Raw genomic sequence first — 14,833 nt, 5'->3', positions numbered from 1 at the left:
GTATTAATGGCACTTAATATAAGAAAAGTAGTAGCTCAACGAGCTGAAAATAATTAAAAAATTTATAAAAAAGACAATTTCTATATTATTTCAATAGAAATTGTCTTTTTTTCACTTATCCAAGAACTTTATGTCCCGGACTCTTTTTTCATTATGAATTCAGGATTTCTTGTCCTTGCATTAATCCTGCTTGTGTAATTTCATGACTGTTCACCCAAACTTCAGTAACATGTGCGCCCTGTTGTTTAAATAAATTCATCACGTGCGCACTCTGATCCATTGAAACAATTGGATCATGCTTGCCCATAGATAATAATACTTCTACGTCACTCATATCTTTCGATGTGGTTACTTCAACGGGGTACAGTGGCGCAAATAACAAGGCTTTTTTGAATGGTGCTGTGTCTCGTAACATTAAGTTAATCGCAATATTAGCGCCGTTAGAGAACCCAACTAAGACTGTTGTAGTCAAATCAAAATGATAACGTTCAGCGGCGTCATATATATAATCTAACAACCGTTGACCACGATAGTCTAAATCTTCTTCATCGTAGACACCTTCTGCAAGGCGTTTGAAATAACGATTCATACCATTTTCATTAATTTCTCCGCGAATACCTAATAGATTATAATCAGGATTTAAAGCTGTGCCGAGTGGAATCAGATCTGTTTCATCCCCACCAGTTCCGTGTAACAGTATTAATGTCGGTGCATTATCTTTACCTGGTCTATAAATATGTTCCATCAATCCACACTCCTTATTTTTCATTTAGTCTTAACGGTATTAATTGAGATTCAATGTCGTATCGTCTGTCCTCGTAAAATGGTGGTAGCTGCAGTTGTTTACCTAACTCATCTACATCTTCATCGATCATAAAGCCAGGACCAGCAGTCGCAAATTCAAAGATTAATTTGCCAGGCTCTTTCATGTAAATCGCATGGAAATAAAATCGTTCTTTCACATCCGTCACATGCATTCCTTTATTTAGAAGATAGTCACGCCATTGTACATGTACCTCGTCATTTGGGACTGACCACGCAATATGATGGAAGGTGCCACCACCCCAACGTACAGGTTGTGGGTTTATAAATTTCTGAATTATAATTTGATGGTGCACACTACCCACAGTTTGATACTGTACATTGTCATCTGTTTCTTGAATGTATTCTAATCCCAAATCATCACGTAGTAATGCTTCTGTTGCTTGTGGGTCAGCTGATAACATCGTGACACCGTGAAATCCTATGATGTCATTGTTCGCATGTGTTTCATTACTTTCAACCATTGCTAATGTCAATCCATGGCGATCTTCAAATTCCAATGTAGCTTGATTGAAAGAGACCGTCTGACGGGTTTGGATACCATTCGCATGTAATTTCATTTCCCAATGCGCCATACTATCTTTCGGTATGCTAAACGCTAATCGTCCAACTTGACCTGAACCAATACGCCCTCTATAACGATTTGGCCAATTAAAGAAAGTGAGCACCATATCTTGTTGTTCTTTATGATTTGAGAAATACAAATGATACGTTGACGTATCATCAAAATTTACTGTCTGCTTAATTAACGATAAGTTTAATACATTCGTATAGAAATCGTACGTCTCTTGCGCATCGCCAACAATCGCCGAAATATGATGAATATGTGTAATAGGTTCCATCATTGACTCCTTCCTTAGTTATCACTCTTACCGGTAGTATCAAAAGGTCGTACTTGAGATTCTATTGCCTCTCTTTGTTCCTCTAAGAATGGTGGTAATGATAATTTTTCACCTAGCGTCTCATATGGTTCATCTTCCATAAATCCAGGACCATCAGTAGAAATTTCCAACAAGATGTGGCCTAGACGTGCGTATAAGGCTTCAAAATAAAAGCGATCTACTAACCCAGAATTAGGTATACCTATGTCATTGTAATTGTGCAACCATTGTTCAATCGCTTGATGATCTTTAACCCTAAATGATACATGATGTACTTCACCATATCCTTGAACAGCAACTGGGCCATCTTCATCTCTTCTTAGAATCACTTGACCACCATTACCACCGTCACCAACTTCGAGCAATGCTACATTGTCTTCATCTATGATTGTTCGCATGCCATAAATATCTTCTAATAAACGCTTGAAATCATCAAAGTAGCTGACCGTAATTTCGATTGGTCCTAAACCATAAATCGCTTTATCCTCAGGGACCGGGCCGTTCTTCCAAGGTTTACCAGGTGACACACCGCTATCGCCCTCATCAGATACTAATTGATAATCTTGTCCATCTGCTTCTTGAAAAGGCAATACCTTCTTACCTAATACGTCTTGGATTCCTTCATGCTTCACACCAAAAGTATCAAAACGTTTCATATAATAGGTTAGTGCCTCATCATTTGGCACACGGAATGATGGTTTCGTAATTGAATTTGTCCCCTTACGTCCTTGTGGTATACCAGGAAAGTCAAAGAATGTCATATCAGTACCTGCTGACCCTTCATCATCTGCAAAAAAGGTGTGATACGTTTGAATATCATCTTGGTTTACCGTCTTCTTAACAAGTCTCATACTAAGTACTTCTGTAAAAAATTTATAGTTACGTTCAGCATCATCTGTAATCGCCGTTACGTGATGAATACCTAACAAATTAGTGTCTGTCATAAGTCACCCTCCATTTATTTCGATTTCGAGATAAATTAAGTTAAAAAATTAAAGTGCACAGGCTTACACTTCTGTTGTTTGTGCACTTAATTTTTTGAATGCTTGTTGAATCGTCATCAATTCTTCTTCTGATAGAACAGAAAACGCCTGTTCTAACGTAGCAGCATGTTGTGGGAAAATGTCTGCCATAAATTGTTGCCCTTTGTCGGTAAGTGTTGCATTATATACGCGCTTATCTGATGGGTCTTTGTCACGCGTAATCCAACCCTTCTCTTCTAATTGACTCACTACGTATGAAATACTACTACTTGCGATGAGCACCCTATCTCTAATACGTTGAATCGGTTGTGGGCCTTTACTATAAAGTAATTCTAATACTGCGAATTCTGTGACATTCAGTCCATAGTTTTTCACATCTTGCTGTACGATTTTTTCTAATCTATCTAATGCTCTATTAAGACCAATAAATGCTTTCAATGAATGTTCCGTGCGATCCATTAACGCACCACCTTTAATTTATTTCGATTTCGAGATAAATTGTACACGTATTTCAACTTATCGTCAATATGTTAGTTCTATTATAAATTTATGCGCGTTTGATTACTATCTTTTTCAAAAAGAAATAAGCATGGAAATGGTGGTTATAGGGAATACTAACGTTGGAGGTGTCTCAAATGACCAATCAATTATTTATTAACAATGAATTTGTAGAGAGTAAGTCTAATAACACAATGGACGTTATCAACCCTGCAACAGGTGAAACATTTGATACAATTACTTTCGCAACTGAGGACGACGTTAACGAGGCAATCGAAAAATCTAAACATGCACAACTTGAATGGGAAAAGGTACCCGCACCTACACGTGCAGAGCATGTAAAATTATTAATTCCTTTATTAGAGCAAAACAAAGACGCGTTAGCCCAATTGTATGTTCAAGAACAAGGTAAAACGTTGACACAAGCTGAAGGTGAAATTGATAAAGCGATACAATTTATCGACTATATGACAAGTTTAAGCATGCGTAATAAAGACGAAGTCCTACAAAATAGCGTAGTGAATGAAACCATTCAATTAATAAAGAAACCAGTGGGCGTGACTGCCGGTATTATTCCATGGAACGCACCCATTATGGTCTTAATGCGTAAAGTTATTCCTGCACTTGTAACGGGGTGTTCAATCGTCATCAAACCAAGTGAAGAGACGACATTACTCACTTTACGTTTGGCTGAATTATTCCGTGCTTCAACAATACCAGCCGGTCTAATTCAAATCGTACCAGGTACTGGAGAAGCAGTTGGTACGCAACTCGCAACACATCAAGATGTTCAACTTATATCGTTAACAGGAAGTATGCGTGCTGGTAAAGCCGTTTATCAACATGCAGCAAATACTGTTAAAAAAGTAAATCTAGAATTGGGCGGTAATGCACCTGTCTTAGTGACGCCACATGCAAACTTAGACAAAGCAGTAGATTATATTGTAACTGCGCGAATTAATAATGCAGGTCAAGTATGTACGTGTCCAGAACGTATCTTCGTTCATGAAGATGTGCACACAGACTTTGTCAATAAAGCCAAACAACGTATGCGTGAATTACAAGTCGGCGATCCGTTAGATGCTAACACGGATTATGGTGCCATTATTAATCAAACACAGTTAGATAGTATTGATCGCAAAGTACAAGACGCTATTCAAAATGGTGCTGACTTAATCTTAGGTGGTCATAAATTAGATCGTGCTGGTTTCTTCTATGCGCCTACCATTTTAGACAATGTTAAAAAAGAAGACATTGCCTTTAAAGAAGAAATCTTTGGTCCTGTCCTAGCTATTACAACTTATAATGATTTCGATGAGGCAATTAATGCTGCAAATGATACAAATGCAGGGTTATCTTCTTATATCTTCTCAGAGAATTTAAAAGAAGTCATGAAAGCGACAGAACGCTTGAAGTTCGGTGAAGTTTATGCGAATTGCGAAGCAGAAGAAGTCGTTAATGGCTACCACGCTGGCTGGAGAGAATCTGGCTTAGGTGGCGCTGATGGCATTCACGGTTTCGAAGAGTATTATAATACAACCGTAAGTTATATTAGATATGAATAACTCGTTGAAATAATAATGGGGATTTAGAAGTCAGATTGATTTCTAAATCCCCCACCTTTTAATGGTTCAAAGCTTTGTCTAGAGCTTGAATATTTTGCTTCATAATCGATTGGAACGTTAAACGACTATCATTCGCTTGTTCTTTTGATAATACCGACAAGTTATTGAAACGTACTGGTTCTGCATTGGTCTCGTCACGAATAACATCCGTTATCTTAGAAGTAATATTTTGTTCATAGAGTATATACGGTTGCTTCGATTGATTAATTTGTTTAATAAGTGCAAGAATATCCTTTTGGCTTGGTTCTTCATTATTCATACCACTGACCCCCTCTTGTTGGAAGTGGTAACGTTCTGCTAAATAACCTAATGAATCATGCGAGATAGTTATTTTGTGTCTTTTAGGATTTTTAGTAATTGTTTTTAATTTTTGATCTAAATCTGTTAAATCTTGATTTAATTTTTTAAAATTCTGTTCATAATACTTTTTATGCTGCGGATCACGTTTGACTAAATCATTCTTAATTTTTTCTGCAAAATGCTTATCTAGTACTGGGTCTAGCCAAACATGTGGATCATGACTGCCCGCTTCATGATTATGTTGATGATCGTGTTCATCATGATCATGGTCTTCTTCAAGTAATGTATGGTGGTTTAAATCAGCCGCAACGGCTAATTTCATATCATTATTCGTCATTGATTCTGTAATCGTCTTGGCAACTGGATCTAAATCATCACTTGAATAGATAAACACATCACTTTTCGCAATATTAATCATATCTCTTTGTGTTGGTTCATATGTGTGCGTGTCTGCCCCCGGAGGATAAATCGTATCAACATTGACATATTTGCCACCAATTTGTTTAGTGAAACTTTCAAATGCAAATACTGTAGTATAAATATTTAATTTATTATCCGTTGAAATATCTTTCTTTTTGGCACTCGAATATTGTTCTGTGCTACAAGCCATTACAGTCATACAGAGACACAAAACAATAAAAAAATAGATTATCCTCTTCACACAGACCCCTCCAAGACGTAGCAAATTCGTTTACAACTATAGCTTTAATAATGTAATAATGCAATATTTATATTTATTATATATTTTGTATTTTAATATTTAGTTCATGCATGTTTCGGATTGCTTCAAAAGTGATACATATAAGTATGACATTATTAAAGGAGTGACGTTATATGGCACTAGACATTAAACAAGGTAACCAACAATTCTATGTTGGAGAAGATGAACACAATGCGCAAGCAGTCATTACGTTTAAACAAGTAGATAATAATGAAATTGATATTGATCACACTGGCGTTGCAGATGAACTAGGTGGACAAGGTTTAGGCAAACAATTAGTTGAAGCTGTCGTCAATTATGCAAGAGAAAACAACTTAAAAATCATCGCATCTTGTCCATTTGCGAAAAATGTATTAGAAAAAAATGAAGATTATCAAGATGTTTATCTAGGATAATCCACTTCAAATATAACGACGCGCACATAAGCGTTCACGCACATTAAATCGATACAGAGCTTTTAGGCTATAATCAGGCTTGTATAGTGCCTTTTGACTCATAGTCTAAAAGCTTTTTTCATGCATTTAAAATTTAGAAAACAACTTTCTTGCTTAATTTAACGATTAGTAGTATATTTATTATACTTAATATAAATAATAAATGAAGATGACCCATTCATCTTAGGAGGCACTACATTATGAATGCATTTCACACTACTGAAGCAACACAAGTTACGAATATTACATTGAACGTTGAAGACTTAACTAAAATGACTAACTTTTATAAAAACATTCTTGGATTTTCAATTAAAGAACAAGACGACCAACACGTTATTTTCAATGTTGGCGCAAATGGACATACATTAACATTACACTATCTTGAAGATGGACGTCGTCCAGGATTTAGAGAAGCTGGTTTGTTCCATATTGCATACTTACTCCCTACACGTGCAGATTTAGCAAACTTTTTATTCCACGCTAGTCGTTTAAACGTACCTGTAGGTGGTGGCGATCACCTTGTTAGTGAAGCATTATACTTTAATGATCCAGAAGGTAACGGCATTGAAGTATATCAAGATCGTCCATCTGAAGAATGGCAATGGGATGGTCATTTCGTAAAAATGGATACACTTGCTGTAGATGCAGATGATTTAATTGCACAACGTACAGAAGACGGTTGGGCTGGTTGGCCAGCTGATGGTAAAATCGGTCACTTACATCTTAAAACACACGATTTAGGACAGGCACGTGACTTTTATATTGAACAAATTGGATTAGAACATATTTCTAATTTTCCACAAGCATTATTCATGTCTACACAAAATTATCATCATCATATCGCCGCTAATGTTTGGCAATCAAATCAAGTTAGAACTGATAATAACAACACTTACGGCTTAGTTCACTTTGATATCTATAAACCAAACGCTAAAGAAGAAAATATAACGTCACCTGAAGGTTTCGATATTACAATTCATAGCGATACAAGCGTAGTTCCTGGATAGAATGATTCGTTTAATAAACACGCCATTTTAAAAGAGTCCGGAACATAAATAATATAATGAAGCTATTTTGCAAATTCGCAGTAGCTGACTGAACTGAAAATGCGCTTAAATCAAGCTTTTTTCAGTTCTAGTCATCCTTGCGGGCGAGGCCCCAGCAAAGAGAATTTCATCAAGAAATTCTACAAGCAAAGCAAGTTGGGAGTCGGGGCCCCAACACAAAAAATCACGAAAGTGATTTTACAAGCTAAGCAAGTTGGGGTTACGACGAATTCAAAAAGAATTCTGCCCCGCTCCCTTATTTTTTATTCTTCAACAAGCTTGCGATACTTTCTTACTGTGTCAAAATCGCTATCTTTCGCTTTCTCATAGCCTTGATGTCCATAAATATCTGTCAGTATTGTTTGACCTTTCTTTGTTTTACTCATCTCTAAAAATGCGTTACTGATTTTTGTTTTCCATTGTTGATCCATATCACTACGCACTGAAATCGTATCATTAGGTATTTTTTCCGTTCTATAAATCACTTTAGTATCTTTATAGATATTTGGGTAATCACGTTTTAAATCTGCACGTGCATCCTGGTATGTTGCTACGGCATCGACATCACCATTTAACAATGCTATCAATGCTTGATCATGACCTTTGATTTGAGCAATTGTAATGTCATTTTGATGGATATGTACCTTTTTTAAGCTAGCCATAGGATAAATATATCCAGACGTAGATTCTGGATCTTGTAACCCTACCTTCTTACCTTTTAAATCTTCTAACGTCTGTAAATGACTATTTGGACGTACTACAATTTGTGAACGATAGTAGTCGACCAATTTCGAAGTTGGATGTCCTTTATCATCTACCAAATAGCCTTTAGATTTTAATAGTACATCTGCAGCACCTTGGTCATGCGCGATTGTATAAGACACAGGTGAAATAAAGGCCACATCTACTTTTTTTGATTTTAACGCTTCTACCATCGTATTATAGTTAGTTGCTATATGTACCTTCACAGGAATGCCTAATTCCTTTGATAACAGTTGTTGTAATGGTTTAACTTTAGCATCTAATGTCTTTGCATTTTGTGAAGGTACAAATTCAACATTTAGCGTTTCTGGTTTATAATCGTTTGAACGTTTGTCCTCTTTTGGTGAGCAACCACTGATTGCGACGACGAGCACGATAAAGCTCATGAATAATACAATTATTTTTTTCATCATTTTTCCTTTTGTAAAATATAAATTCTAAAGACTTAAATTGTATTATAACGTATTTCTATTATAAAGAAGTGTAAATGTATAAAAAAGCTATCCACAAAGTCTTTGACTTTGCAGATAGCCCTGATTCAGTTTGTAACTGATATACGTATTAACTTAGTATAAGCCTTTAGTTTCATTACTTGTATCGATAAAGATGTTTTTAACTTGTTGATAGTTTTTGATTGCATCTTTATAAATTTCTCGACCGATACCTGATTTTTTGTAACCGCCGAATGGTGCTCCAGCTGGGAATTGATTGTACGTATTAATCCAAATACGACCTGTTCTTATCGCTTTAGCCACGTTTAATGCACGATTAATATTTGTCGTGAAGATACCACCTGCTAAACCATATTCAGAATCGTTCGCAATTTTGATTGCTTCTGCTTCATCTTCGAATTTCTCAACAACGACAACTGGTCCGAAAATTTCTTCTTGTGCCAATTGATGGCTATTGTCGTTAATTTCAATAATTGTTGGTTCGAAGAAATATCCTTTATCACGTCCATTGTCAGTTAAGCGATGACCACCTGTTAAGATGTTGGCATTGCTATCTTCTTCGGCAATTTTAACGTAACTTTCAATTTTTTCAAGTTGTTCTGGACCTGTTTGCGCACTCATTTTGACATCTTCATCGAATGGGTCGCCTACTTTAATATTTTCAAACGCTTCTTTAAGTTTCGGCATTACTTTATCATAAATTGATGATTGGACTAATAAACGTGAGCCTGCACTACACACCTCACCTTGGTTAAATAAGATGCCTAATTGAACGCCTTCAATCACTAGATCTAAATTAGCATCATCAAAAATGATATTTGCACTTTTACCACCGAGTTCTAATGTTGTTGGTACAATGCGTTCAGCACCTGCTTTAGCAACACCATAACCTACATCCGTAGAACCTGTGAATGATAATTTATTAACGCCTTCATGATTGAAAATCGCGTCACCTGATTCAGAACCTTTACCTGTTAAGATGTTCACAACACCTTTAGGTAATACGTCTTGGAAAATTTTTGCAAGTTCAATTAATGATAAAGGTGTTGAAGACGACGGTTGGATTACAATCGTATTACCTGCAGTTAATGCTGGCGCTAGTTTCCAAGAAGCTAACAGAATTGGGAAGTTCCATGCAACGACAGCACCAACGACACCAACTGGTTCATTGATCACTAAACTCATTGTATTGTCATCAATTTCATTGACTGAACCTTCATCAGTCGTTAATACACTTGCGAAATATTTAAATTGATTGGCTGTTAATGGCACATCAATTGTTGATGTTTCTCGATAAGGCTTACCATTTTGAAGTGATTCAATTGTCGCGAAGTGTTCAACCTTTTCATGAATTCGACGACTAATTTCTAATAAATAATCCGCACGTTCTTCTTTAGATGTTTTACTCCAACTGTCAAAAGCATCTTGCGCAGCTTTAACTGCTTTATCAACATCAGATTTACTTGCTTTGGCTACTTTAGCTAAATCTTCACCATTAGCGGGGTTAGTTACAGTTAATGTGTCTCCACTTTCACTTGCTTGAAATTCACCGTTGATAAATAAACCATATTGTTCCTCTAAGAAATCTTTAACGTTTACTTTTGTCATTTTTCATCATCCCTTTATAAATATTTATGAAAAACCATATGTGCGTTGTGTTTACATCAAATGTAAGCGCTTGCTTAAAGCTAATGCTATTTTACCTTATTTAAATTTTTAAATACACTAACTTGCTTGTATTTCATTTCCATATTTGTAAGTAGTTAAACATTAAGAACAGAGAGCGTCTGAGACATTGATTGATGTCCAAGACGCTCTCTTTATACTTCATTAAACCCATTCGATGACATCATCGGCTGGTTGACGTACTTTAGCTTTAGGATCATGTTTACGATAGCCAAACGCAACCATTACAGATGGCGCAAACTGTTCTGTATCTATAACTTATTCTTCAGCTAAAATTTCAGTAACTTTATCTAAATCAAATCCTTCCATAGGACATGAATCAATACCTAATAATGCTGCAGATGTCATCATATTAGCTAAAGCAATATACGTTTGCTTACTTGCCCAATCTAACAATGTTCTCTCGTTATCGTTAATATGGAAACTTGTTTGGAAGTCATTGTATTTGTCTTCTACTGCTGGAATCGTACTTTCTTCATATTTTTTGATACCTCGAACGATATGTTGCACATAGTCTGAGTCAGCAGTCACATTTTTGCGTGCAAGAATAATAACAAAACGACTAGCAGTGCTGAGTTGCTTTTGTGCACCCCAACTATAAGGTTTTAATTTCTCTTTTAAATCTTCATCCTCTAGAACAATAAAACGCCAAGGTTCTAACCCTAATGAACTTGGTGATAAGCGCCCCGTTTCCAATATTGTATGAAAATCTGAATCGCTCACATGTTTCTCTGGATCAAATTCCTTCGTTGCATGTCTGAAATTAAACGCGTTTAGGATTGTATCTTGCATCGAACTCATAAAATATTTCCTCCTTAGATTATACTAATTTGATTATATAAGACGTTTCCTTTAGCCTAAAGTTATACGCTTACAATTGTTATCAATTAAAAATAAATGAAAATTTACTATTTTTATGTGAAATTTTTAACAATTGAAAAATAAATTTCAATTTCCCTATTGATTTGTGAATAAATTCACAATATAATATATTTGTAAGTTAAGTAATAGAGATGTTTCAAATCATTATTCCTATTAATAATTCACATTTCTATAGACAACTTAGGAAAACTTATTTATTAATTATAAATTCATACAAAATGAAGTGAGGTTATTAAAATGACAAAAATTATGTTTTATGGAACTCGTGACTACGAGAAAAATGACGCTTTAAACTGGGGTAAAGCAAACAATGTTGAAGTTGTTACAACTGAAGAAATCTTAAGTGAAGATACAGTTGATTTAGCTAAAGGTTTCGATGGTGTCACTACAATGCAATTTGGTAAATTAGCAGAATCTGTTTATCCAAAACTTGAAGAATATGGAATTAAACAAATTGCTCAACGTACTGCTGGTTTCGACATGTACGATTTAGAATTAGCTAAAAAACATGGCATCATCATTTCAAATGTACCTAGCTACTCACCAGAAACAATTGCTGAATATTCAGTGTCTATCGCTTTACAATTAGTACGTCGTTTCCCTGCAATTGAAAAACGTGTTCAAGAACATAATTTCAAATGGGCTGCGCCTATCATGTCTACACCTGTTAAAAATATGACAGTAGCGATTATCGGTACAGGACGTATCGGTGCTGCAACTGGTAAAATTTATGCTGGTTTCGGAGCTAAAGTAGTAGGTTACGATGCATACCCTAACAATTCTTTAGACTTCTTAGAATATAAAGATTCAGTTGAAGAAGCAATTGCTGATGCAGATATCATTTCATTACACGTACCAGCAAACAAAGAAAGTTTCCACTTATTCGATGCTGATATGTTCGCTAAAGTGAAAAAAGGTGCAGTATTAGTAAATGCGGCTCGTGGTGCTGTTATTGATACACCAGAATTAATTAAAGCAGTTAACGATGGTACATTATACGGTGCTGCTATTGATACTTACGAAAACGAAGCAGACTACTTCACTTATGACTGGACTGGTAAAGACATCAAAGATGAAACTTTATTAGAATTAATTGAACATGAAAGTATTTTGGTCACTCCACATATCGCATTCTTCTCTGATGAAGCTGTGAGAAATTTAGTTGAAGGCGGATTAAACGCAGCATTATCAGTTATTAATACTGGTAAATGTGAAACTCAATTAAACTAAGATATGTGTTTAATAAATAAAAATCAGGAGAACGCTTAAAGTTGCGTATTCTCCTGATTTTTTTAGTTATTTCAATACTTCTTGTTCTATCACTTGTAAGACGCCTTGTTCATCATTGCTAGGTGCGACTGCTTTTGCGATTTCAAATAATGTTTCATCATGACTATTAGCCATAACATAGCTGTGCTCAGCTAATTCAAGCATATCTTTATCATTGTTCGCATCTCCAAATGCCATCAAATCAGAAGCAGACATATCCCACGCTTTTAACAAGCGCTGAAGTGCTTGGCCTTTTGTCATGTTTGGCATAATAATATCAATACTATCATGTCCACTAGATACGAGTTTAATGATGTCGCTAAATTTCTCTTCTAGATCCTCATCTAATGTTGAATGCGTGTCTCGATTAATATTTAATGCAATTTTGACATATTCATCTTCTGGCAAAGGTTGAAAAGAATCAATTTCCTCTAACTGGTGATAGTAGAAATGGGCATCTTTCTTAAAAGCTTCACTCGTGTCTTTCAATATATAGGCACTTTTCAATCCACAAACTATAAATTCTTTAATGTTTCGCTCAATATTTAAATAATCAACCACTGCTTTGTAATTCGATGTATTAAAGCTACGATAATTGTATAGCGTATTTCCTTTATAGATCACTGCACCATTTTCAGAAATAAAGAACATATCTCTTTCGCCAAATATAGATTTTAGTTTCGCAAATTGATTGCCACTTGCGGCTATGAATTCTATATTACGTTCTTTTAATGCTTTGAAGATCTTCTCAAAACGGTCTTTATCATAATGCTTATTTGAATCTAAAAACGTGCCATCCATGTCTACTGCTATTGCTTTAACCATGTGTACTCCCCCTAGTCCGTTGTATTCATATTTATTATATCTGTCATCTCTTTAAGGTTGAAGTTTACGCTTTCATGATGAAACTATATTCACATTCTGAAATTGTATACAAACGCTAAAAATAACGCCCTTCATTTTGATAGCTAAATTAAAAAGAGTGAAACAGAATCCTTAATGAATGTACTGTTTCACTCCGATTAACTTACGTTTCTAAATTTAAGTAATGCTTAAATCTAAACAATTAAATGCTTTAACTTTAAAGGTAATTCATTATTTCACTTGTTTCGCAACAAATATTTTACGCTTTTCCCAAACGCCAGTTTGTTCATTATAATCATCACAAGTGATTAATGTTAATTGATTCTTCTCGCCTTTATGTTCATTAAGGACTTCCACTTGGTCTGGATTAACATCACGGATACTTGTCATTTTATATTCTCGTGTTTCATTCCCTATTTTAAAGTAAACCTTACTCCCTTTTTTAGCTGCTTTTAAGTTAGTGAATTGGTAATGTGGTCGATCGGTAAATGTGTGACCAGCAATAGAAATATTCTGATCACTTAGTGACTCATCCTCTTCAGCAAAGCTTACACCGCGATTTAACTGTTCTGGTGTCGCGGGACCAGGGTAAACAGGTTCTTTAATTTCTGCATCTGGTACTGAAATATAACCTGCCATTTTAGATTTGTCTTTAGGAATCGTCGGCGTTTGCTTACTATTTGACTTATCCTTTTTATCATATTGTTCAATTTTGTTGTCGTTATCTTTTTCATGTAAATAATTATCAATGTGTGGCTTAGCAAATAAATATATTGCTATTAAAATGAGGATGACCCCAATGATTGTCATCAATCGATTGATCCAATTCTTCATTATGTGTTACTCCTTTAACGTACTTTCTTTAGTATATCATTTTTACTTCATAAGTTTAATTTAATTCATCGTGTCATATTTAATGACATACAGTTGCAATAAAACAATTCTCGCTATAAACTGAAACAAACTTTGAAAAAGTAGGTGCCATAATGATTAGAGAAGCAGTACTTGAAGATTTACCGGCAATCTTAGCTATTTATAATGACGCAATATTACATTCAACAGCCGTTTATACTTATGATGTCCAAACGCTAGATGAACGAAAAGCTTGGTTTGACGCAAAACATCAAGCACAAGAACCAATATTTGTATTTGAATATGAAGGTAAAGCCGTGGGTTTTGCGACTTATGGTCAGTTTAGAAATTGGCCTGCCTATTTATATTCTATTGAACATTCAATCTATGTTGATCAATCGAATCGTGGCAAAGGCATTGCTTCCCAATTACTACAACATCTTATTGACGATGCGAGATCGAAGAGTTATCGTACCATTGTAGCCGGTATCGATGCATCGAATAACAGTAGCATCCAATTACATAAGAAGTTTAACTTTAAACATGCAGGGACCATTACGAATGTTGGCTACAAATTTAATCAATGGTTAGACCTAGCATTTTACCAATATGATTTACATGCAAAATAAAAGAAAAGTAAGTGATGGGCTGACCCCAATTAGTGGGAATTATATAAAAACACTTTCGTTGAATTCATATTAAAATGAATCTTACGGAGGTGTTTTTTCTATGAAAAGAGTATCTTATTCAGTAGAA

The 14,833-nt window shown here is 35.2% G+C and carries 14 protein-coding genes and 1 pseudogene; 5 read left to right on the top strand and 10 right to left on the bottom strand.

Translation table 11 applies throughout. The features are described from left to right. Window positions 1-151: 151 nt before the first annotated feature. From mhqD to mhqR, 4 genes are all read right to left on the bottom strand, one after another. Window positions 152-745, bottom strand: coding sequence for a methylhydroquinone degradation carboxylesterase MhqD (mhqD, locus tag KA858_RS09300; RefSeq protein ID WP_210135525.1), 594 nt, complete (start codon window positions 743-745; stop codon window positions 152-154). A gap of 13 nt (window positions 746-758) precedes the next feature. Continuing rightward, window positions 759-1,667, bottom strand: coding sequence for a VOC family protein (locus KA858_RS09295; RefSeq protein WP_210135524.1), 909 nt, complete (start codon window positions 1,665-1,667; stop codon window positions 759-761). A gap of 11 nt (window positions 1,668-1,678) precedes the next feature. Next, on the bottom strand, window positions 1,679-2,647 hold the full coding sequence (gene mhqE / locus KA858_RS09290) for a ring-cleaving dioxygenase MhqE (protein ID WP_210135523.1): 969 nt from the start codon (window positions 2,645-2,647) through the stop codon (window positions 1,679-1,681). Window positions 2,648-2,710: 63 nt separating this feature from the next. Beyond that, the gene (gene mhqR, locus KA858_RS09285; RefSeq protein WP_075108148.1) at window positions 2,711-3,145 is read right to left on the bottom strand and encodes a MarR family transcriptional regulator MhqR; all 435 of its coding nucleotides are present in this window, start codon (window positions 3,143-3,145) and stop codon (window positions 2,711-2,713) included. Between the two features lie 176 nt (window positions 3,146-3,321). Between mhqR and aldA the strand changes: the two genes are divergently transcribed. Beyond that, on the top strand, window positions 3,322-4,749 hold the full coding sequence (aldA, locus tag KA858_RS09280) for an aldehyde dehydrogenase (RefSeq protein WP_210135522.1): 1,428 nt from the start codon (window positions 3,322-3,324) through the stop codon (window positions 4,747-4,749). Between the two features lie 58 nt (window positions 4,750-4,807). Here the strand turns inward: aldA and KA858_RS09275 are convergent, their stop codons facing one another. Continuing rightward, window positions 4,808-5,770 (bottom strand): metal ABC transporter solute-binding protein, Zn/Mn family, encoded by a 963-nt coding sequence (locus KA858_RS09275; protein ID WP_210135521.1) that lies wholly within the window; start codon window positions 5,768-5,770, stop codon window positions 4,808-4,810. Between the two features lie 173 nt (window positions 5,771-5,943). On the opposite strand from KA858_RS09275, the gene KA858_RS09270 reads away from it, so the two are divergent. Both KA858_RS09270 and KA858_RS09265 read left to right on the top strand, forming a co-directional pair. Further along, a complete protein-coding gene (locus tag KA858_RS09270) occupies window positions 5,944-6,225 on the top strand; it encodes a GNAT family N-acetyltransferase (RefSeq protein WP_070854731.1) in 282 nt (93 codons plus the stop codon). A gap of 239 nt (window positions 6,226-6,464) precedes the next feature. After that, entirely contained in the window at window positions 6,465-7,271 is an 807-nt protein-coding gene (locus tag KA858_RS09265; protein WP_107629111.1) for a VOC family protein, read from the top strand. 302 nt (window positions 7,272-7,573) lie between these two features. Here the strand turns inward: KA858_RS09265 and KA858_RS09260 are convergent, their stop codons facing one another. The 3 genes and pseudogenes from KA858_RS09260 to KA858_RS09250 form a co-directional block, all read right to left on the bottom strand. After that, on the bottom strand, window positions 7,574-8,482 hold the full coding sequence (locus tag KA858_RS09260; RefSeq protein WP_210135520.1) for a phosphate/phosphite/phosphonate ABC transporter substrate-binding protein: 909 nt from the start codon (window positions 8,480-8,482) through the stop codon (window positions 7,574-7,576). A gap of 156 nt (window positions 8,483-8,638) precedes the next feature. Further along, a complete protein-coding gene (locus KA858_RS09255; RefSeq protein WP_210135519.1) occupies window positions 8,639-10,132 on the bottom strand; it encodes an aldehyde dehydrogenase family protein in 1,494 nt (497 codons plus the stop codon). A gap of 222 nt (window positions 10,133-10,354) precedes the next feature. Then, window positions 10,355-11,011 (bottom strand): annotated as a pseudogene (locus tag KA858_RS09250) (NAD(P)H-dependent oxidoreductase). A gap of 318 nt (window positions 11,012-11,329) precedes the next feature. Here KA858_RS09250 and KA858_RS09245 point away from each other — a divergent pair. Further along, on the top strand, window positions 11,330-12,322 hold the full coding sequence (locus KA858_RS09245; protein ID WP_053028806.1) for a D-lactate dehydrogenase: 993 nt from the start codon (window positions 11,330-11,332) through the stop codon (window positions 12,320-12,322). Between the two features lie 66 nt (window positions 12,323-12,388). Here KA858_RS09245 and KA858_RS09240 read toward each other — a convergent pair whose 3' ends face one another. Both KA858_RS09240 and srtA read right to left on the bottom strand, forming a co-directional pair. Next, window positions 12,389-13,186, bottom strand: coding sequence for a Cof-type HAD-IIB family hydrolase (locus tag KA858_RS09240; protein ID WP_053028808.1), 798 nt, complete (start codon window positions 13,184-13,186; stop codon window positions 12,389-12,391). Window positions 13,187-13,456: 270 nt separating this feature from the next. Continuing rightward, window positions 13,457-14,059 carry a class A sortase SrtA gene (gene srtA, locus KA858_RS09235; RefSeq protein WP_210135518.1) on the bottom strand — a complete coding sequence of 201 codons (603 nt, stop codon included), beginning with the start codon at window positions 14,057-14,059 and terminating at the stop codon, window positions 13,457-13,459. A gap of 152 nt (window positions 14,060-14,211) precedes the next feature. Here srtA and KA858_RS09230 point away from each other — a divergent pair, with 152 nt between their 5' ends. Next, entirely contained in the window at window positions 14,212-14,706 is a 495-nt protein-coding gene (locus KA858_RS09230) for a GNAT family N-acetyltransferase (protein ID WP_210135517.1), read from the top strand. Window positions 14,707-14,833 lie beyond the last annotated feature (127 nt).

This window comes from Staphylococcus sp. GDX8P80P, assembly GCF_017893095.1.
In the GTDB taxonomy this organism is placed as follows: Bacteria; Bacillota; Bacilli; order Staphylococcales; family Staphylococcaceae; genus Staphylococcus; species Staphylococcus borealis.
The sequence above is the reverse complement of the archived record's forward strand: the minus strand, read 5'-3'. Positions and strand labels throughout refer to the sequence as shown.

Coding starts and splice junctions, on each gene's coding strand:
- aldA (WP_210135522.1), top strand. CDS start 3,322: ATGACCAATCAATTATTTATTAACAATGAATTTGTAGAGAGTAAGTCT.
- KA858_RS09240 (WP_053028808.1), bottom strand. CDS start 13,186: ATGGTTAAAGCAATAGCAGTAGACATGGATGGCACGTTTTTAGATTCA.
- mhqR (WP_075108148.1), bottom strand. CDS start 3,145: ATGGATCGCACGGAACATTCATTGAAAGCATTTATTGGTCTTAATAGA.
- KA858_RS09265 (WP_107629111.1), top strand. CDS start 6,465: ATGAATGCATTTCACACTACTGAAGCAACACAAGTTACGAATATTACA.
- KA858_RS09270 (WP_070854731.1), top strand. CDS start 5,944: ATGGCACTAGACATTAAACAAGGTAACCAACAATTCTATGTTGGAGAA.
- mhqD (WP_210135525.1), bottom strand. CDS start 745: ATGGAACATATTTATAGACCAGGTAAAGATAATGCACCGACATTAATA.
- mhqE (WP_210135523.1), bottom strand. CDS start 2,647: ATGACAGACACTAATTTGTTAGGTATTCATCACGTAACGGCGATTACA.
- KA858_RS09260 (WP_210135520.1), bottom strand. CDS start 8,482: ATGAAAAAAATAATTGTATTATTCATGAGCTTTATCGTGCTCGTCGTC.
- KA858_RS09245 (WP_053028806.1), top strand. CDS start 11,330: ATGACAAAAATTATGTTTTATGGAACTCGTGACTACGAGAAAAATGAC.
- KA858_RS09295 (WP_210135524.1), bottom strand. CDS start 1,667: ATGATGGAACCTATTACACATATTCATCATATTTCGGCGATTGTTGGC.
- KA858_RS09255 (WP_210135519.1), bottom strand. CDS start 10,132: ATGACAAAAGTAAACGTTAAAGATTTCTTAGAGGAACAATATGGTTTA.
- srtA (WP_210135518.1), bottom strand. CDS start 14,059: ATGAAGAATTGGATCAATCGATTGATGACAATCATTGGGGTCATCCTC.
- KA858_RS09230 (WP_210135517.1), top strand. CDS start 14,212: ATGATTAGAGAAGCAGTACTTGAAGATTTACCGGCAATCTTAGCTATT.